The sequence below is a fragment of the Bradyrhizobium sp. WSM1743 genome, from assembly GCF_000473065.1.
GTDB lineage: Bacteria > Pseudomonadota > Alphaproteobacteria > Rhizobiales > Xanthobacteraceae > Bradyrhizobium.
Genome location: NZ_AXAZ01000022.1, coordinates 61,812 through 79,791 on the forward strand (window position 1 = coordinate 61,812; position 17,980 = coordinate 79,791).

Annotated in this window: 20 protein-coding genes; 13 read left to right on the forward strand and 7 right to left on the reverse strand. The window is 64.0% G+C overall.

From position 1 onward, the window contains the following. The first annotated feature begins 2 nt into the window (after positions 1-2). The 10 genes from YU9_RS0115990 (at position 3) to YU9_RS0116035 (ending at position 9,535) form a co-directional block, all read left to right on the forward strand. On the forward strand, positions 3-1,658 hold the full coding sequence (locus YU9_RS0115990; RefSeq protein ID WP_027573752.1) for a nitrite/sulfite reductase: 1,656 nt from the start codon (positions 3-5) through the stop codon (positions 1,656-1,658). Then, positions 1,645-2,160 (forward strand): DUF934 domain-containing protein, encoded by a 516-nt coding sequence (locus YU9_RS0115995; protein ID WP_027573753.1) that lies wholly within the window; start codon positions 1,645-1,647, stop codon positions 2,158-2,160. The genes YU9_RS0115990 and YU9_RS0115995 overlap by 14 nt, the downstream gene beginning before the upstream one ends. Beyond that, positions 2,157-2,882: a phosphoadenylyl-sulfate reductase gene (locus YU9_RS0116000; protein ID WP_027573754.1), complete on the forward strand. Its 726-nt coding sequence runs from the start codon at positions 2,157-2,159 to the stop codon at positions 2,880-2,882. The genes YU9_RS0115995 and YU9_RS0116000 overlap by 4 nt, the downstream gene beginning before the upstream one ends. Before the next feature lie 108 nt (positions 2,883-2,990). Beyond that, positions 2,991-3,992 carry a sulfate ABC transporter substrate-binding protein gene (locus YU9_RS0116005; protein WP_156951916.1) on the forward strand — a complete coding sequence of 334 codons (1,002 nt, stop codon included), beginning with the start codon at positions 2,991-2,993 and terminating at the stop codon, positions 3,990-3,992. A gap of 37 nt (positions 3,993-4,029) precedes the next feature. Then, the gene (cysT, locus tag YU9_RS0116010; RefSeq protein ID WP_084298961.1) at positions 4,030-4,866 is read left to right on the forward strand and encodes a sulfate ABC transporter permease subunit CysT; all 837 of its coding nucleotides are present in this window, start codon (positions 4,030-4,032) and stop codon (positions 4,864-4,866) included. Positions 4,867-4,875: 9 nt separating this feature from the next. Next, positions 4,876-5,799: a sulfate ABC transporter permease subunit CysW gene (cysW, locus tag YU9_RS0116015; protein WP_027573757.1), complete on the forward strand. Its 924-nt coding sequence runs from the start codon at positions 4,876-4,878 to the stop codon at positions 5,797-5,799. After that, positions 5,789-6,823, forward strand: a complete 1,035-nt coding sequence (locus tag YU9_RS0116020; RefSeq protein WP_027573758.1) for a sulfate/molybdate ABC transporter ATP-binding protein — start codon at positions 5,789-5,791, stop codon at positions 6,821-6,823. The genes cysW and YU9_RS0116020 overlap by 11 nt, the downstream gene beginning before the upstream one ends. Positions 6,824-6,988: 165 nt before the next feature. Further along, a complete protein-coding gene (locus YU9_RS0116025) occupies positions 6,989-7,492 on the forward strand; it encodes a CAP domain-containing protein (RefSeq protein WP_027573759.1) in 504 nt (167 codons plus the stop codon). A 77-nt stretch (positions 7,493-7,569) separates the two neighbouring features. Then, on the forward strand, positions 7,570-8,745 hold the full coding sequence (locus tag YU9_RS0116030) for a patatin-like phospholipase family protein (RefSeq protein ID WP_027573760.1): 1,176 nt from the start codon (positions 7,570-7,572) through the stop codon (positions 8,743-8,745). A gap of 1 nt (position 8,746) precedes the next feature. Then, the gene (locus tag YU9_RS0116035; RefSeq protein ID WP_027573761.1) at positions 8,747-9,535 is read left to right on the forward strand and encodes a 3-hydroxybutyrate dehydrogenase; all 789 of its coding nucleotides are present in this window, start codon (positions 8,747-8,749) and stop codon (positions 9,533-9,535) included. 132 nt (positions 9,536-9,667) lie between these two features. Here YU9_RS0116035 and YU9_RS0116040 read toward each other — a convergent pair whose 3' ends face one another. From YU9_RS0116040 to YU9_RS0116055, 5 genes are all read right to left on the reverse strand, one after another. After that, complete coding sequence (locus YU9_RS0116040) at positions 9,668-10,492, reverse strand: sulfite exporter TauE/SafE family protein (protein WP_027573762.1); 825 nt, start codon at positions 10,490-10,492, stop codon at positions 9,668-9,670. Between the two features lie 163 nt (positions 10,493-10,655). Then, positions 10,656-10,901 (reverse strand): type II toxin-antitoxin system RelE/ParE family toxin, encoded by a 246-nt coding sequence (locus YU9_RS45740; RefSeq protein WP_371259157.1) that lies wholly within the window; start codon positions 10,899-10,901, stop codon positions 10,656-10,658. A 79-nt stretch (positions 10,902-10,980) separates the two neighbouring features. Beyond that, positions 10,981-11,229: a hypothetical protein gene (locus YU9_RS0116045; protein ID WP_245266402.1), complete on the reverse strand. Its 249-nt coding sequence runs from the start codon at positions 11,227-11,229 to the stop codon at positions 10,981-10,983. Positions 11,230-11,270: 41 nt separating this feature from the next. Beyond that, positions 11,271-12,638 (reverse strand): flippase, encoded by a 1,368-nt coding sequence (locus YU9_RS0116050; protein WP_027573764.1) that lies wholly within the window; start codon positions 12,636-12,638, stop codon positions 11,271-11,273. A 345-nt stretch (positions 12,639-12,983) separates the two neighbouring features. Continuing rightward, positions 12,984-13,823: a protein-disulfide reductase DsbD domain-containing protein gene (locus tag YU9_RS0116055; protein ID WP_027573765.1), complete on the reverse strand. Its 840-nt coding sequence runs from the start codon at positions 13,821-13,823 to the stop codon at positions 12,984-12,986. Between the two features lie 142 nt (positions 13,824-13,965). On the opposite strand from YU9_RS0116055, the gene YU9_RS0116060 reads away from it, so the two are divergent. Next, on the forward strand, positions 13,966-14,610 hold the full coding sequence (locus YU9_RS0116060; RefSeq protein ID WP_027573766.1) for a YqgE/AlgH family protein: 645 nt from the start codon (positions 13,966-13,968) through the stop codon (positions 14,608-14,610). A 265-nt stretch (positions 14,611-14,875) separates the two neighbouring features. On the opposite strand, the gene YU9_RS0116065 is transcribed toward YU9_RS0116060, so the two are convergent. Then, the gene (locus YU9_RS0116065; protein ID WP_027573767.1) at positions 14,876-15,763 is read right to left on the reverse strand and encodes a TauD/TfdA family dioxygenase; all 888 of its coding nucleotides are present in this window, start codon (positions 15,761-15,763) and stop codon (positions 14,876-14,878) included. A gap of 98 nt (positions 15,764-15,861) precedes the next feature. Then, positions 15,862-16,641 (reverse strand): SDR family NAD(P)-dependent oxidoreductase, encoded by a 780-nt coding sequence (locus tag YU9_RS0116070; protein ID WP_027573768.1) that lies wholly within the window; start codon positions 16,639-16,641, stop codon positions 15,862-15,864. 94 nt (positions 16,642-16,735) lie between these two features. On the opposite strand from YU9_RS0116070, the gene YU9_RS0116075 reads away from it, so the two are divergent. Continuing rightward, positions 16,736-17,473 carry an SDR family NAD(P)-dependent oxidoreductase gene (locus tag YU9_RS0116075; RefSeq protein ID WP_027573769.1) on the forward strand — a complete coding sequence of 246 codons (738 nt, stop codon included), beginning with the start codon at positions 16,736-16,738 and terminating at the stop codon, positions 17,471-17,473. A 64-nt stretch (positions 17,474-17,537) separates the two neighbouring features. Continuing rightward, positions 17,538-17,912 (forward strand): CsbD family protein, encoded by a 375-nt coding sequence (locus tag YU9_RS0116080; protein ID WP_027573770.1) that lies wholly within the window; start codon positions 17,538-17,540, stop codon positions 17,910-17,912. Positions 17,913-17,980 lie beyond the last annotated feature (68 nt).

Below are 17,980 nucleotides of genomic sequence, written 5' to 3' on the forward strand. Positions count from 1 at the left end.
TTATGTACGCTTACGACGAAATCGACCGCACGCTCGTCAACGAGCGCGTCTCGGAGTTCCGCGACCAGGTGAAGCGGCGCCTTTCCGGCGAGCTCACCGAGGACGAGTTCAAGATCCTTCGCTTGCAGAACGGCGTCTATCTCCAGCTGCACGCCTACATGTTCCGCGTCGCTATCCCCTACGGCACGCTGGCGACGAACCAGCTGCGGGCGCTCGCGCACGTCGCGCGGAAGTACGACCGCGGCTATGGCCACTTCACCACGCGGCAGAACATCCAGTTCAACTGGATCAAGCTCGCCGAATTGCCGGATGCGCTGGCCGATCTCGCCAAGGTCGGCATCCACGCGATGCAGACCTCCGGCAACAACATGCGCAACGTCACTTCGGACCAGTGGGCCGGCGTCGCGCCCGGCGAGATCGAGGATCCGCGCATCTGGTCGGAGCTGATCCGTCAGCACACCACGTTGCATCCGGAATTCTCGTTCCTGCCGCGCAAGTTCAAGATCGCGATCACGGCGTCGGATCATGACCGCGCTGCGATCAAGATCCACGACATCGGCCTGCGGCTGATCAAGAACGAGAAAGGCGAGACCGGCTTCGAGGTTCTGGTCGGCGGCGGCCTCGGCCGCACCCCGTTCATCGCCAAGACCATCAAGCACTTCGTGCATGGCCGCGACATCCTCAGCTACATCGAGGCTATCTTACGCGTCTACAACCAGTATGGCCGCCGCGACAACATCTACAAGGCGCGGATCAAGATCCTGGTGCACGAGCTCGGCATCGAGAAATTCTCCCGCGAGGTCGAGGACGAGTGGCAGCAGATCCGCAACTCCTCGCTCCAGATCGACGACGAGGTGATCGAGGACATCCGCTCGCGCTTTACTTATCCGGCCTACGAGAAGCTGCCGCACATGCCGGACGAGCTGCGCCAGGCCGCGGCCGACCCTGATTTCGAGGCGTGGCGCAAGAACTCGGTGGCTCCACACAAGGTGCAGGGCTATTCGATCGTCACGATCTCGCTGAAGCCGACCGGCGGCCCTCCGGGCGATGCCACGGCCGAGCAGATGGATGCGCTCGCCGATCTCGCCGACAAATATTCCTTCGGCGAGATCCGCGTCGGCCACGAGCAGAACCTGGCGCTGCCGCATGTCGCCAAGCGCGACCTGCCGGCGCTGTGGAAGGCGCTCGACAAGCTTGGCCTGGCCACACCTAACGTCAATCTGATCACCGATATCATCGCCTGCCCCGGGCTCGACTATTGCTCGCTGGCGAATGCGCGCTCGATCCCGATCGCGCAGGAGCTGACGCGGCGCTTTGCCAATCACGAGCTCGCCAACCTGATCGGCCGTCTGCACATCAACATCTCGGGCTGCATCAATGCCTGCGGCCATCATCACGTCGGCCATATCGGCATTCTCGGCGTCGAGAAGAACGGCGAGGAGGTCTACCAGATCACCATCGGCGGCCGCGCCGACGAGAACGCCGCGCTCGGCACCCTGATCGGTCCTGGCGTCAAGTTCGACGAGGTCGCCGACGTCGTCGAGGACATCGTGGAAGCCTATCTGGCGCTGCGCGAGCGGCCCGAGGAGCTGTTCATGGACACGGTGAAGCGCCTCGGCGTCGAACCTTTCAAGGAGCGCGTCTATGCCACTCGTTAACGGCGGAAGAATCGTCGACGACAGCTTCGTCAAGCTGGCCGTCGACACCCCGCTGCCCGAGGGCGGCGACATCCTGGTGCCGGCCGAGCGCTTTCTCGGCGAGGCCGATGCGCTGCTCAAGCGTTCGGGCAAGGTCGGCGTGATCTGGCCGAACAATCGCGATATCGCCGAGCTCGTGCCGTATCTCGGCAAGATCGCCGCGGTCGCGCTGGTGTTCCCGACCTTCCGCGACGGGCGCGCCTACAGCCAGGCGCGGCTGCTGCGCGAGCGCTACAACTATCGCGGCGAGCTGCGTGCGACCGGTCAGGTGCTGCGCGACCAGTTTGTGTTCATGCTGCGTGCCGGCTTCGATGCCTTCGAGGTCAAGAAGCAGGCCGACGCGGAAGCCTTCATGCAGACCGCCAAGCGCTATTCGGTGTTCTACCAGCCGACCGGCGATGGCCGCATCACGGCGCTGCACCGGCGCATGCAGCTGCGTCACTCCGAAGGGGTCGGCACGTGAACGCGATCGCGCCTCAGGTTTCGTCGGTGTCTGCGCTGCCGTCGGCGGAGGAGCTCGATCGCGCCCTGCGCGATGCCTCGCCCGCGGAAGTCATCGCGGCGGCGTTGAAGACGGTCGGGCGCGAGAAGCTTGCGCTGGTGTCCTCCTTCGGCACCGAATCGGCGACGCTCTTGAAAGTGATGGCGGATGTCGACCCGGCGATCCCGGTGATCTTTCTCGACACCGGCTGGTTGTTCGAGGAGACGCTGGCCTATCGCGATACGCTGATCGCGGCGCTGGGTCTCAAGGATGTGCGCTCGATCAAGCCCGCCGAGGAGGCGCTGTCGCGCGAAGATCCCGACCGCGACCTCTGGTTCTCCGATCCCGACGCCTGCTGCCGCATCCGTAAAGTCGAGCCGCTGGCGCGCGCGCTGAAACCGTTCGATGCCTGGCTCAACGGCCGCAAGCGTTTCCAGGGCAATGCGCGCGCCGACATTCCGGTCGTCGAGGACGACGGCGCGCGGTTGAAGTTCAATCCCTTCGCCAATGTATCGCGCGAGGAGATCGAGGCGATCTTCACCCGCGCCAAATTGCCGCGTCATCCATTGGCCGCCTCCGGTTTCCTGTCGGTCGGGTGTATGCCTTGCACCAGCAGAACGGCCGAGGGCGAGGATGCACGTGCCGGCCGCTGGCGCGGCCGGGCCAAGACAGAATGCGGCATCCACACCATGAAGATTTCGTAGCACAGTCACGCTGCCACGCTTCAAACAAGAAAATCCGGTTCCGTTGACTTAAGCGCGTTTCGCCCCGAGTTATGCCTGCCATCGATGACGCCGACGTCGTCGAGGTGAATGGAGATGGACATGATGCGCCGTATCGTTCCGCTCGCTGCAGGACTCCTCTGGGCAAGCTCGGCTCTCGCCGCTGACATCAATTTGCTGAACGTGTCATACGATCCGACGCGCGAGCTCTATGTCGAGTTCAACAAGGCATTCACGAATGCCTATCGGAAGGAAACCGGCAAGAGCATCGAGATTAAGCAGTCGCATGGCGGCAGCGGGTCGCAGGCGCGCGCAGTGATCGACGGCTTGCAGGCCGATGTGGTGACGCTTGCGCTCGCCTATGACATCGACGCGATCGCCGGCAAGGGTCTCACCGCTGCCGACTGGCAGAAGCGACTGCCGCAGAATTCGTCGCCCTACACGTCGACCATCGTGTTCCTGGTACGCAAGGGCAATCCCAAGGGCATCAAGGACTGGGACGATCTGGTCAAGCCGGGCGTTGCCGTGATCACGCCGAACCCCAAGACGTCAGGTGGCGCGCGCTGGAATTACCTTGCAGCCTGGGGCTTTGCGCAGAAGAAGTACGGCTCGGCCGACAAGGCCAAGGATTTCATCGGCAAGCTGTATCAGCAGGTTCCGGTACTGGACACCGGCGCGCGCGGCGCCACCGTGACCTTTGTCGAGCGCGGCGTCGGCGACGTGCTGCTCGCCTGGGAGAACGAGGCGTTCCTTGCGCTGAAGGAGTTCGGCGCGAACAAGTTCGAGATCGTGGCGCCGCCGCAATCGATCCTCGCCGAACCGCCGGTCGCCATCGTCGACAAGGTCGCCGATAAAAAAGGCACCCGAAACGTCGCCGATGCCTATCTCCAATATTGGTACACCAAGGAGGGGCAGGAGATCGCCGCGCGCAACTTCTACCGTCCGCGCGATGCCGAAATCGCCAAGAAGCATGAGAATGCCTTCGCCAAGGTCGAGCTGTTCACGATCGACGACGTCTTCGGCGGCTGGACCAAGGCGCAGAAGGAACATTTTGCCGACGGCGGCGTTTTCGATCAGATTTACAAGAACTGATCGCGCGCTGTCGTAAGACGCTTTAGCAGGGGGCCTGGTGAGCGCACTCGCAGCACGACGCCGGACATTGCCGGGCTTCGGTCTCACCATGGGACTGACGCTTTCCTGGCTGTCCGTCATTATCCTGATTCCACTCGCCGGCCTGTTCCTGAAATCGCTTGAGCTCAGCCCCGATCAGTTCTGGAACATCCTCTCCAGCCGCCGCACCCTGAACGCGCTCCGCGTGTCGTTTGGGCTCGCCTTCGCGGCGGCCTCCGTCAATCTCGTCATGGGCAGCATCATCGTCTGGGCGCTGGTGCGCTACCGCTTTCCGGGGCGGCGCATCTTCGATGCCATCGTCGACGTGCCTTTCGCGCTGCCGACCGCGGTCGCCGGCGTCGCGCTGACCGCGCTGTTCGCCGAGAAGGGCTGGCTCGGCGCACCGCTCGCAGCGCTCGGCATCAAGGTGGCGTTCACGCCGATCGGCATCTTCGTCGCCATGATCTTCATCGGCATTCCCTTCGTGGTGCGCACCGTGCAGCCGGTGCTCCAGGATCTCGACCCCGAGATTGAGGAAGCCGCGGGCAGTCTCGGCGCCAGCCGCGGGCAGACCATTATCCGCGTGATCCTGCCCTCGCTCGCACCGGCGCTGCTCACCGGCCTCGCGCTCGCCTTCGCCCGCGCGGTCGGCGAATATGGCTCTGTGATCTTCATCGCCGGCAATCTGCCCAACGTCTCCGAGATCGCACCGCTCCTCATCGTGATCCGGCTCTCCGAGTTCCGCTATGCCGATGCAACCGCCATCGCGGTGGTCATGCTCATCGTCTCCTTCGTCATCATCTTTGCCGTCAACCGGCTCCAGCGCTGGGCGCGGAGCCGGATCCCGGCGCGCTGAGGGCGGATCATGACGATGCAGATCGCAGATTCCGTGTCGCTCTCGGCTTCCGACGCCAAGGCACGTGCAAAGGCGCGCGCGGATGCGGCGGCAGCGCGCGACAACCTCCGCACCGAGCCGCGCGCGGTGCGCATCGTCATCATTGCGCTGGCGGTGATCTTTCTTACCGTCTTCGTGGTGCTGCCGCTCGTCGTCGTGTTTGCGCAGGCGTTCTCGAGAGGCATCCTCGCCTATTTCGCCGCGCTCGCCGAGCCGGAGGCGCTGGCGGCGATCAAGCTGACGCTGATCGTCGCGGCGATCTCAGTAGGCCTCAATCTGCTGTTCGGCGTCGTCGCCGCCTGGGCCATCGCCAAGTTTGATTTCCCGGGCAAGACCTTCCTGATCACGCTGATCGACCTGCCGTTCTCGGTGAGCCCGGTGATCTCGGGCCTCGTCTTCGTGCTGCTGTTCGGTGCGCAGGGCTATTTCGGCACCTGGCTGCGCGACCACGACATCCAGATCCTGTTCGCGGTGCCCGGCATCGCGCTCGCCACCACCTTCGTGACCTTCCCGTTCGTGGCGCGCGCGCTGATCCCCTTGATGCAGGAGCAGGGCACGCAGGAGGAAGAGGCCGCGATCTCGCTCGGCGCCTCCGGCCTGCAGACCTTCTTCCGCGTCACCCTGCCCAACATCAAATGGGGCGTGCTCTACGGAGTCCTGCTCTGCAACGCGCGCGCGATGGGCGAGTTCGGTGCGGTCTCCGTCGTCTCCGGCCACATCCGGGGCGAGACCAACACCATGCCGCTGCTGGTCGAGATTCTCTACAATGAGTACCAGTTCGTCGCCGCCTTCGCGATCGCCTCGCTGCTGGCGATGCTGGCACTGATCACGCTGATCGCAAAAACCGTTCTCGAGCGCCATCTGGATGAAGGACAAGATGCCAGTGACCATTGAAGTCAGGAATCTCGTCAAGACCTTCGGCAGCTTCAAAGCCCTCGACGGCGTCGATCTCAAGGTCGACGGCGGCGAGCTGGTGGCGCTGCTCGGTCCGTCCGGCTCCGGCAAGACCACGCTGCTGCGGATCGTTGCTGGGCTCGATTGGCCGGATTCCGGCGAGGTCTTCATCAGTGGCGAGGACGCGCTGGCACAAGGTGCGCGCGAGCGACATGTCGGGTTCGTGTTCCAGCACTATGCGCTGTTTCGACACATGACCGTGTTCGAGAACGTCGCCTTCGGTCTACGCGTGCAGCCACGCGCGGTCCGCAAGGACGAGACTGGGATCCGGACGCGCGTCAAGGAGCTGCTCGATCTCGTGCAGCTCGACTGGCTTTCCGACCGCTATCCGAGCCAGCTCTCCGGCGGCCAGCGCCAGCGGATCGCGCTAGCCCGCGCGCTCGCGATTGAGCCGCGCATCCTGCTGCTCGACGAGCCGTTCGGTGCGCTCGATGCCAAGGTGCGGAAAGAGCTGCGCAAATGGCTGCGCTCGCTGCATCACGAGATCAACGTCACCTCGATCTTCGTCACCCACGACCAGGAGGAGGCGCTTGAAGTCGCCAACCGCGTCGTGGTGATGGACAAGGGCAGGATCGAGCAGATCGGCTCGCCCGACGACGTTTATGAGAGCCCGGCGACGGCCTTCGTGCACGGCTTCATCGGCGAGTCCATCGAGCTGCCGGTCCAGATCGAAAGCGGCGTGATCAGGCTCGGCGACCGGCCGCTGCGGCTTGCTGCCGACGGGCTTACGTCTGGCGCGTCACGACTGTTCGTGCGGCGACATGACATGCTGGTCGGCCCGGCCGGCAGCGGTGCCTTCGAGGGCGCCGTGCAGCATGTCCGCAATTTCGGTCCCGTGCAGCGCGCCGAGGTCGCGCTGTCAGGCGGCGAGACCATCGAGATCGACGCTCCGCGCGAGAAGGAACTGCGGGCCGGCGACACTATCGGCCTCAATCCGCGCCGCTACCGGATATTTGCGGGCTAGGACGTCGTCATTCCGGGATGATCCAAAAGACCAGACCCGGAATCTCGAGATTCCGGGTTCAGTGCTCCGCACTGCCCCGGAACGACTTCGTCGATTTTCCTCAAAATTCACCTTTCAGCCACGGTTGGTATGCAACAACGGCCCCTCATTTGGGGGCCTCTAAACATGCGCGCTGCGGCCGCAATTCTCATCACTTTGCTGCTCGCCGGCTGTGCCGGCAACGAAGCGCCGGTCCAGCAGCCGTCGATGTATACGGACATGGCGGTCCCGGGCGCCAAGCTCGACGCGCAGGCCGCCGCGGTGATGATTTCGCAATACCGCCAGAACAACATGCTCGGCACGGTCGTGATCGACCCTGATCTGATGCTGCTCGCCGAATCCCAGTCCCAGGCCATGGCTGCGGCCAACAAGATGGACCACGACGTCCGCGCGCCGCTGGCCAAGCGCCTTGCCACCGGCGGTTATCCTGCCACGGTTGCGGTCGAGAACGTTTCCGCCGGCTATCATACGCTGGCGGAAGCTTTTTCCGGCTGGCGCGACTCGCCTCCGCACCGCGCCAACATGCTCAAGGGCGGTGTCACAAAATTGGGCATTGCGGCGAGCTATGCTCCCGGCACCAAATACAAGGTGTTCTGGACCATGATCCTGGCCTCGACGGAGCCTCGATAAGCCAGACTTGATCCGGGATGCATTGACGCCGCGGCGGAGTGTCGCCACGGTGGCTCGCCTTTTGCTATTGTTTCCTTATGACCGATCATAGCCCGGAATCCGCCAGTGTCCCCGCGAATGCGCAACGCGTCCTGGTCCTCCAGGGCGGCGGCGCGCTCGGCTCCTATCAGGCCGGCGCCTTTCAGGCGCTGTGCGGCTACGGCTTCGAGCCGGAATGGGTCGCCGGCATCTCGATCGGCGCCGTCAACGCCGCCATCATCGCCGGCAACGAGGGGCGCACCCGCGTCGAGCGGCTCAAGGAATTCTGGGAAATGGTGTCGGCCCCGGTGCCGTGGAAGCCGGTCGGCAAGAGCGACCACAGCCGCGAGCTGTTCAATTCGACCAGTGCTGCGCTGATTGCGACGTTCGGCGTGCCTGGCTTCTTCACACCGCGCATTCCGCCGGCGCCGCTCTGGCCGCCGGGGCATCCCGAAGCGGAAAGCTATTACGACACCGCGCCGCTGAAGAAGACGCTGGAGCGTCTCGTCGATTTCGATCGCATCAACGATCTGAAGACGCGGCTGTCGGTCGGCGCGGTCGGCGTCACCTCGGGCAACTTCAAATATTTCGACAATTACGAGTTCAAGAAGCTCGGCAAGAAGATCGGCCCCGAGCACATCATGGCGTCCGGCGCGCTGCCGCCGGGCTTTCCCTCCGTCGTCATCGACGGCGAGCATTATTGGGACGGCGGCATCGCCTCCAACACCCCGCTCGACTACGTGCTCGACGCAGAGCTCGCGCGCGACATGCTGATCTTCCAGGTCGATCTGTTTTCCGCCCGGGGCGATTTGCCGAATTCGCTGCTCGAGGCCGCCGAGCGCGAGAAGGACATCCGCTATTCCAGCCGCACGCGCATGAATACGGACAAGAACAAGCAGATCCACAATGCACGCCGGGCCGTACGCGACCTGATTTCCAAATTGCCCGATTATCTCAAGAACGACCCTTCCGTCGAATTCCTTGCCAAGGCATCACGTGAGAGCACCATCACGGTGGTGCATTTGATCTATCGCAGCAAGAACTACGAATCCTCGTCCAAGGATTACGATTTCTCGCATGTCGCCATGGTCGAGCATTGGGAAGCCGGCGTCCGCGACGTGCACCTGTCGATGCGCCACAAGGACTGGCTCGAGAAGCCGCAGTCCGGCGAGACCATGGTGACCTACGATCTCACGGGGGACGTCACCGCGCCCCCGCCAAAAAGGAGCGAATGATATGGGTAGTCTGTCAGGCAAGAACGCCGTCGTGACCGGGTCGACCAGCGGCATCGGGCTTGCTTACGCGCGCGCGTTCGCCGCCGCCGGAGCCAACGTCGTCATCAACGGCTTCGGCTCGCCCGAGGATATCGAGAAGGAACGCGCCAAGATCGAATCCGAGTTCGGCGTGAAGGCGATCTACTCGCCTGCCGACATGACCAAGCCGGCCGAGATCGCCGGCATGATCGCGCTCGGCGAGAAGACCTTCGGCTCGGTCGACATCCTCGTCAACAATGCCGGCATCCAGTTCGTGTCGCCGATCGAGGAATTCCCGCTAGAGAAGTGGGACCAGATCATCGCGATCAACCTGTCCTCGGCGTTCCATGCCATCCGTGCCGCCGTCCCCGGCATGAAGAAGAAAGGCTGGGGCCGCATCATCAACACCGCGTCCGCACATTCGCTGGTCGCCTCGCCCTTCAAGTCGGCCTACGTGTCGGCCAAGCACGGCATCGCCGGTCTCACCAAGACCGTGGCGCTGGAGGTTGCGACCCACAAGATCACCTGCAACTGCATCAGCCCCGGCTACGTCTGGACCCCGCTGGTGGAGAAACAGATCCCCGATACCATGAAGGCGCGCAATTTGACGCGTGAGCAGGTCATCAACGACGTGCTCCTCGATGCGCAGCCGACCAAAGAGTTCGTCACCTCGGAGCAGGTCGCCGCACTGGCCCTGTTCCTGTGCAGCGATGATGCCGCCCAGATCACCGGCACGAACCTGTCGATCGACGGCGGCTGGACCGCGGAGTAAGCGCTCGATGCTGTAGGGTGGGCAAAGGCGCGCCAGCGCCGTGCCCACCATTTTCCGCGATTGAGAAAGAGCGGTGGTCACGCTTCGCTTTGCCCACCCTACGAAAGCGAGAACGAGGCGGCCGCCTCTCGTTCAATGCGTCCACGCCAGTGCCGTCACGATCACCGACGACAAGTTCAACTCCGCAAACATGATCTTGCCGGCGACCACGAACAGCACGCTGGCAAGCGTCAGGCGCAGCACGGACTCGGGCACGCGCGTTGCGCTATAGCTGCCGACGACGATGCCGGGCAGTGAGCCCATCAGCAGCACGCCCATCAGCGCCCAGTCGACATCACCGAGCGCCCAGTGTCCGATGCCGGCAACCAGTGTCAGCGGCACCGCATGGGCGATGTCCGAGCCGACGATGGTCGCCATCGGCAGGCGCGGATAGAGCAGCAGCAAGACGGTGACGCCGACCGCGCCGGCACCGACCGACGAGATCGAGACCAGCATGCCGAGCACGATGCCGGTGAGGACGGTCGCAATCGCAGTGGTGCGCTCGCCGACCTGCTCGAGGCGCTTTCGATAGCGCTCCATGATCGCCTTGCGGAAGATCAGCGACGTCGCAGTCAACAGCAGCGCGAAGCACAGCACGAGATTGACGAGGCTGCGCTCGACATCGCTCTTGAGGTCGAGCTTCCACAACACGAGCAGCGTCAGCGCGCTTGCCGGAATGCTGCCGCAGGCGAGCCTCAGCACCGCCGGCCAGTGTACGCTGCGCGACCAGCCATGCATCACGCTGCCGCCAGTCTTGGTGGCGGCGGCATAGAGCAGGTCGGTTCCGACCGCGGTGGAGGGGTGGACGCCGAACAACAGGATCAGCAGCGGTGTCATCAACGAGCCGCCACCTACGCCGGTCATGCCGACGAGCAGGCCGACACCGAAGCCAGAGGCGACGTAGAGTGGATCAAGCATGTCCTGGGAATCTTAGGTTGATCTCGTCGGTTGGGCAATACGACGTAGAATAAACTTTCCCCAGGGCGCAACTAGTTGGGAGGAATAAGAAAAATCATGCTTGCGAGAGAGGGGGCGAGGGGCGTTTCACCTCTTTTCCGGGGTTACTGCGAAACAGCCGTCCTCAGGTCCGAGGTGAAGCATACTGCCTTTCTGGCTCATTCAGTCCCGCAAGGGGACGCCGTGACGTGTGGCGGATGTGGACGATATGAATGACCTCGCCACTGACACGGTAGAATATCCGGAACGGATAGCGGACGACCGTTACCACGTGGACTTGTGAACGGTGTGCGACCCGCGGCGATGAGAAAGGCGCACCCCGGATGCGCTCGATGACATCAGCAAATCTTTGTCCGATGGCGTCGGCGATCGCTGGGCTGGCGTTGCTGGCATAATAGGCCGCGCGATGTCTTCGAGGTCAGCAAGCGCCTCTCGGGTCCAGACGACCCTCATCCACGCCGAAATTTCGCGAAGACCTCCGCGACCTCGGAGTCCGTAGCGACCTCGCCGCGATCTATGGAAGCCAAGGCCGCGTCGATGTTCCGCAATTCTTCCTGTGTCGCCACATATTCGCCGCCGAGCAGTTCGCTCTCGATTTCGTTAGCAATCGCAACCAGCTCGTTCTGAGCCTCTTCAGGCCAAGTCTGGGCACGTTCCAGAAGGTTTCGCAGATCGCTTGCAGCCATGAAGCGAAGCATATCAGGTGCCGAAGAGCTTTCCAATCGCCGCAAGCCGACAGCTAGCGTCCAAACGCCAGCACGTGCAGGCCGAGGCGCTGCCGCACGATCCAGAACAGGAGCACCGTCTCGAAGGTCAGCGAGATCGAGGTTGCGGCCGCGGCGCCGTGGCCGCCGTAGCGCGGTACCAGCGCAATGCAGAGCACGACGTTCATCACGAAGGCCAGCGCATAAGCCAGCGCGCAGATCTTCTGCTGGCCGAGCATGTTGAGCAGGCGCTCGACGGGCCCGATCGCGGCGCGCACCACGAGGCCGATCGCGGCCACGAACATGATTTCGTAGCCGATCACAAATTGCGGCCCGAACAGCCATAGCAGCGGCTTGCCGAGCGCCAGCAGCACGATGGTCGCGGCCAGCGACGGCCAGAACGTCCAGCCGATGGCATGCGCCACATAGGCCGACAGGCGCGCCTTGTCGCCGAGCGCGTTGTATTCCGCAAATCGGTGCGCTGTCGTCGCCGACATCGCGTAGTGGATGAACGAGACCAGCGCCAGCGTCTTCACCACGGCAAAATAGACGCCGACCTCGTCGGACGGGCGGAACTGCTGCAGCACCAGCACGTCGGTGTAGGACAAGAGCAGGTAGAAGCTCTCGACCAGCAGGATCGGCAATGAGACGGCGAGCCAGCCGCTGACGTCATAGGCCTTCGGTCCCGGCTCGATGTGATCGGCGAGCTTGCGGTTCAGCACCACCATCTGCCCGGTCATCGCGATCCACACTGCGCCCAGGCTCGCGACCATCGCCGCGACCGCGCCGAGATGATAGCCGAGCAGGAAGGCCGCGGCCGTGATGCCGATGATCAGCGCTTGGCGGATGATGAATTGCGGCATCAGGCCGAGCTGCATCCAGTCGTGCGAGCGCGCGATGCCGTCTTGGGTGTTGGCGACCACGAAGGCGGGCAGCGTCATGCAGCCGATATAGAGCGGCAACACCTCGGCCGGATCGATCCAGGGCGACAGCAGTTTGACGATGCCGGCGAGCCCGAGCGACACCAGGGTGGATACGGCAAAGGTCAGCCAGCGGCTGCCGGAGAGGAAGCCGCGCAGCAGCGCATGCTCGCCGCTGGTCCGGTACTCCGGGATGATCTTCTGCGCGGAGGCGGAGATACCGAAATCCATCATGCTGCCGAGCAGCAGCACCCAGGTCCAGACATAGACATAGATGCCGTAGTCGGACGTACCCATCCAGCGCGCCAGCAGCACCTGGGAGACATAGGCAAGGCCCGCGCTGATGACGCGGATGACGAAGATGGTGCCGGCGAGCCGCCGCGTCAGCGACGCCTCGCTTGATCCGCCCGCGAGCTTAGCCCGCACCCGCGCGATCAGCCCGGCCGGTCCGGTCGTTGCGGGTTGTGCATCCATCACGGCCAATTCGAAATAGGTCCTCGGGCATCCCGCATGCTGCGGCAGGCCGGGACTTAGCAACCATTCGTTAAGATTCGGTTGGGTGAAGACGCTATAGCCCCACGCTCCGCTGTCGTCCCGGACAAGCGCGCCTCAAGCGCGCGCCGATCCGGGACCCATAACCCCAAGGAGAAGTTGGAGCGCGAGCTGGCAATCACGAGTCTTCATCAAACCACGCCCTGTGGCTGGGTCCCGGATCCGCGCTTACGCTTGTCCGGGACGACGGCTGAATGCGGAGCGCCGGCAGAGCAACGCATTTGCCGTTGTCCCGACCCCTGTGCGCAATTGCGCACCAGGCCGGGACGACGGGCTTCACTCCAAATTCGTATTGAACTCGTACGCCTTCTCCGGCCCGACCAGCGTGAACTTCAGCGCCGCGCCGTCCGGCTTGGCGCCTGGCGGCAGGCCGTCGAGCTCGAACGAGAAGCGCATCACCCCGGGCGGGCTGGGCTGCACCGGCGCCGGAATCGGCAGCGCCCAATCGGGTGTTGGACCTTCCACGAACAGGTTGACGTTGCGGCTGTCCGGCGTCACCACGTCGACCACTACATTCTTGGGCCCGTCACGCTTGACGTCGCGGATGGTGAGCGGATTGGGATCGCCGATATTGGCCGGCTTCGGCACGGTGTCGAGCGCGGCACGCAAGTTCGCATCCTCGGTCGAGGCGACGCTGCTGAAGCCGAGCTCGGCGCTGGCCTCGACCGGAATGCAGAGTTTCTCGCACACCGCGTAATTGATCTCGGCGCGCAAGGTCACCGGCTTGTCGGCGGCCTTGGCGACGATGCGCAGGGGCAGCACGACCTGGTTGTGATAGCCGATCGAATGGCCGCCCGCGCCGTCGTCGAATTTCAGCGGCGCCGGCCACATGATCGTCACCGCCTCGACATTGTCGGACTTCGAGAAGTCGAACCTGGGTGGAACGCCGGAATCGCCGGGCGTACGCCAGTAAGTCTTCCATCCCGGCTGGAGCTGGAACGCGATACCGCCGAGCAGGACGGCGCCGCTGCGCGATCCCGCCAGCAGCCGCACCGCGGAATGTCCGTCGTGCTGCCACGGCGAAGCGTCATCGGCACGGGCGGCGATGGCCAACGACCACGCAAGCAGGGTGGTTGCGACGCCAATCGCCGCACGCAGGGGAACTCTTGTGAGCATGGCACGTCTTTACAGGGTCGGCCCAGGCCAAACCATTGAATTGCTTGTGATGGATGCACTTGAATCAAGCCGCCGCAAGCCTTGATTTGACAGCTGCCCGGCCCGACATCAGGATAGGAATTGAAACCGGAGTGCTTCACCGATGGCTCCCACAGGCAAGAGGACGGGCGAAGGCACCCGAAGCTCGGGCCCCGCGCTGCCCAATTCGGCCGGTTATCTCGACGGCCGGCTCCTGATCGCAATGCCCGTGATGGGCGATTCCCGCTTCGAGCGCTCGGTGATCTACCTCTGCGCCCATTCCGCCGAGGGAGCGATGGGCATCATTGTGAATCACCCCGCCGGCAGCATCGACTTCCCCGAGCTGTTGGAGCAGCTCGGCATCATCAAGAAGGGCGAGCACATCAAGCTGCCGGAGAATGCCGAAAGCATGAAGGTGCTGCGGGGCGGTCCAGTCGACACCGGCCGCGGCTTCGTGCTGCATTCCAGCGACTTCTACATCGAGAACGCGACGCTGCGGATCGACGAGGGCGTCTGCCTCACCGCGACCGTCGACATCCTGCGCGCGATCGCCAACGGTTCCGGCCCCAAGCACGCCATCCTCGCGCTCGGCTATGCCGGCTGGGCGCCGGGCCAGCTTGAGACGGAGATTCAGAGCAACGGCTGGCTGCATTGCGATGCGGATGCGGATCTGATTTTCGGCGACGATGTCGACGACAAATACAACCGCGCTCTGCAGAAGATCGGCATCGATCCCGGCATGCTCTCGAACGAGGCCGGGCACGCGTAGCTGTTGCTACAACCTCCGCCGTCGTCCCGGACAAGCGCGCCACAAGTGCGCGCAGATCCGGGACCCATACTCCCAGGGAGGAGTTTGGGGCAGGCCGGTCACCACGAGTCTTCGCCAAACCACTCCCTGTGGCTATCGGTCCCGGATTGCGCTTGCGCTTGTCCGGGACGACAGCTGAATGTGGAGCGCCGGCAGTGCAACTTAGTCGCTGCTGTCCCGGCCCCCGTGCACAATTGCGCACCGCTTGTGCGGGACGACAGTGGAGCTACTCCGCCGCCTGCTGCTGCACCGTCGGCTCGGTCCCCGCCACCGTCGCGCGGCGCATGTCGCGGGGCTGGGACTGGTCGTAGCGGCGGACGCGGTGCATGGTCTGTCGGTTGTCCCACATCACGAGATCATGCAGCTTCCATTTGTGGACGTAGACGAACTCTGCTTGCGTTGCGTGCTCGGTGAGATCGCGCAGCAGGAGCCGGCCCTCCGGCACGCTCATGCCCACCACTTTGCCGGCATGCGATGACAGATACAGCGACTTGCGGCGATGCACCGGATGCGTCCGCACCAGCCGTTGCAGCACCGGCTTGAACATCTCTTTTTCCTCGTCGGTATATTCGGTGAAACCGAGCGATCCGCGCGAATACATCAGCGAGTGCTCGCAGACGAGGTCCTCGATCTCCGCCTTGGTCTCCTCGTCGAGCGCATCATAGGCCGCACGCATGTCGGCGAATTCGGTGTTGCCACCTTTCTGGTTCACCACGCGTGCCGATAGCAGCGAGAATTTTGCCGGGATGGGCCGAAACGAGCTGTCGGAATGCCAGAGGCAATTGCCGAGATTGAACAGATGCGTGCGGCTGTCCTTCGGCAGTGGCTTGCCGTCCTTGCCGAGATTGGAGACGTCGTTCAGGCCGGATTGCAGCCGGTAGTCCTTCTCCTTGGTCACGGTGCCGCCGCGCGCGTCCTCGCGCTGGCCGAAATTCAGCGCAAAGGACATCTGCTGCTCGTCGGTGATGTCCTGGTCATGGAAAACCAGCACCGCATATTTGTCCATGGCTGCCTCGACCTCGCGCGCCTGGTCAGGTGTGAGAGGCTTGCGCAGATCGAGGCCGGAAACCTCGCCGACAAAATGTTTTTGAAGCTGCCGGATGGCAATCGTCATGACGTTCTCTCCCGCGTGCCGCGAGCGGTTCGTCCCGCTCTGTCGGCGAAAAAGCTACTCCCGCACTCGCAGTTGTCAACGCGCGGCGCGCATGGCTCTCACGCATTCCGCGCCATCAGCCCGCCATCGACCGGGATCACCGCACCGGTGAGGAACGACGCCGCCGGCAGGCACAGGCTCAAGGTCATATGCGCGACCTCTTCAGGGGCGCCGTAACGGCCGAGTGCGGTGCGGCGCTTGGCGTAGATGGTCTTGTGCTCCTCGGAAATGCGGTCGGTGATGGCGGTGCGGATCGGGCCCGGGCAGATGCAGTTGACGGTGATGCCCTCGCGGCCGAGCTCCACCGCGAGCGAGCGGGTGAGGCTCGCGACGCCGCCCTTCGCTGCCGAATAGGGGCTGTGCAATGCGGTGGCGCCGAGTGCCTCGGTCGAGGCGATGTTGACGATGCGCGGGCTCTTCGACTTGCGCAAGTAGGGCAGCGCGGCGCGAATGATGCGCGGATGCGCCGTCAACATCACGGCGATGCCCTTCGTCCATGCGTCCTCATAGGCCTCGTCGTCGATCGCGACACGCACGGAGATGCCGGCATTGTTGACGACGATGTCGAGCCCGCCGAAATGCGCCGCGACATCTCCGACCACGCGCGTGATCTCGCCGCCGTCGGCGACGTCGAGCTTCCATGCCCTTGCCGCGCCACCGCTCGCCGCAATTTCCTTGGCGACCACATGCGCGCCTTGCTCGTCGAAATCCGTGACGGCAACATTCGCACCCTCGGCGGCGAACACGCGCGCGGTCGCGCGCCCCATGCCGCTGGCCGCGCCGGTGACGAGAACGGTGAGGCCCTTCACGGACCGGCTGAGCTCCCTGGAGTCGGACATGCTGTTTCCTCGCGCTGGGCTTGTTCTTATGATTGACAAGGCTGGCATCGATCCGCAGACAGGTCAAACAAGCAAGACAAAAGGGGAGGTCGCAATGGCGAACGAGCTCGATTTCTCAGGCAAGCAGGTGCTGGTGGTCGGCGGTTCCAGCGGCATCGGCAACGGTATCGCGCAGGCCTTTCGCGCCAGGGGCGCAGGGGTTGCCGTTTGCGGCACGCGTGCTCACGCAACGGAATATTCAGCTGAAGAAGGCTCCGATCTCGATGGTCTTGCTTACGCGCAGCTCGACGTCAGCAACGCCGCGGCGATCGAAGCGTTCAAGCCGTCGTTCGATCGCCTCGACATCCTCGTGCTCGCGCAGGGCGCGGTGATCTATCGCCGCGGCGAATTCGAGATGAGCGGCTTCCGCAAGGTCGTCGAGGTCAACCTGATGAGCCTGATGGCCTGCGCGAGCCGCTTTCATTCCATGTTGCGGGACGCCAAGGGCGCGCTGATCATGGTGTCCTCGACCGCGGCCTATCATTCGACCATGGGCAATCCTGCCTACAATGCCTCGAAGACCGGTGCGGTCGGATTGACGCGCACGCTGGGCGAGGCCTGGGCCGAGGACGGCATCCGCGTCAACGGCATCGCGCCCGGGCTCGTCGACACCAAGATGACGAAGGTGACGACCGACAATCCGAAGCGCCTCGAAGGCGCGCTTGCGCGCATCCCGCTGCGGCGATTGGGCACGCCGGCCGACATGGCGGGCGCGGCGCTGTTCCTGGCTTCGCCGCTGTCGTCCTACATCATCGGCCAGACGCTGGTCGTCGATGGCGGGCTTATTCTGTAGGCAATCGCAAGGAACCGCGCTGCGTCTGATCGGTTACTTCGGCTGATCACCGAGGAGGATTATCATGGACGCGGATCGGATCATTGGATCAGCCAAGGAAGTAGCGGGCGGCGTGGAAGGCACTGTCGGCGAGATGGCGGGAGACGCAAAGACGCAGGCCTCAGGCAAGGCGCGGGAAGCCGCGGGCACGGTGCAGAATCTCTACGGCCAGGCCAAGGATGCCGTGCGTGAGGCCACGGACACCGCGACGAGCTACGCCAAGGACGCCTATGAGAGCAGCGGCGACACCTTCCGCGATGGCACGCAGGCGCTGTCGAAGAAGGTGCAGGACAACCCGCTTGGCGCGCTGCTGGTCGCCGGCGGCATCGGCTTCGCGCTGGCGCTTCTGATGTCGCGCCCCGCGCGCCGCCCGCCGCCGCGCTGGCGCTATTACGGGTAAGTCACCGTCACGTTATTCCGGGCGCGCCTCTCTTGGCGCGAGCCCGGAATGCGTCCATCGGTATCAAT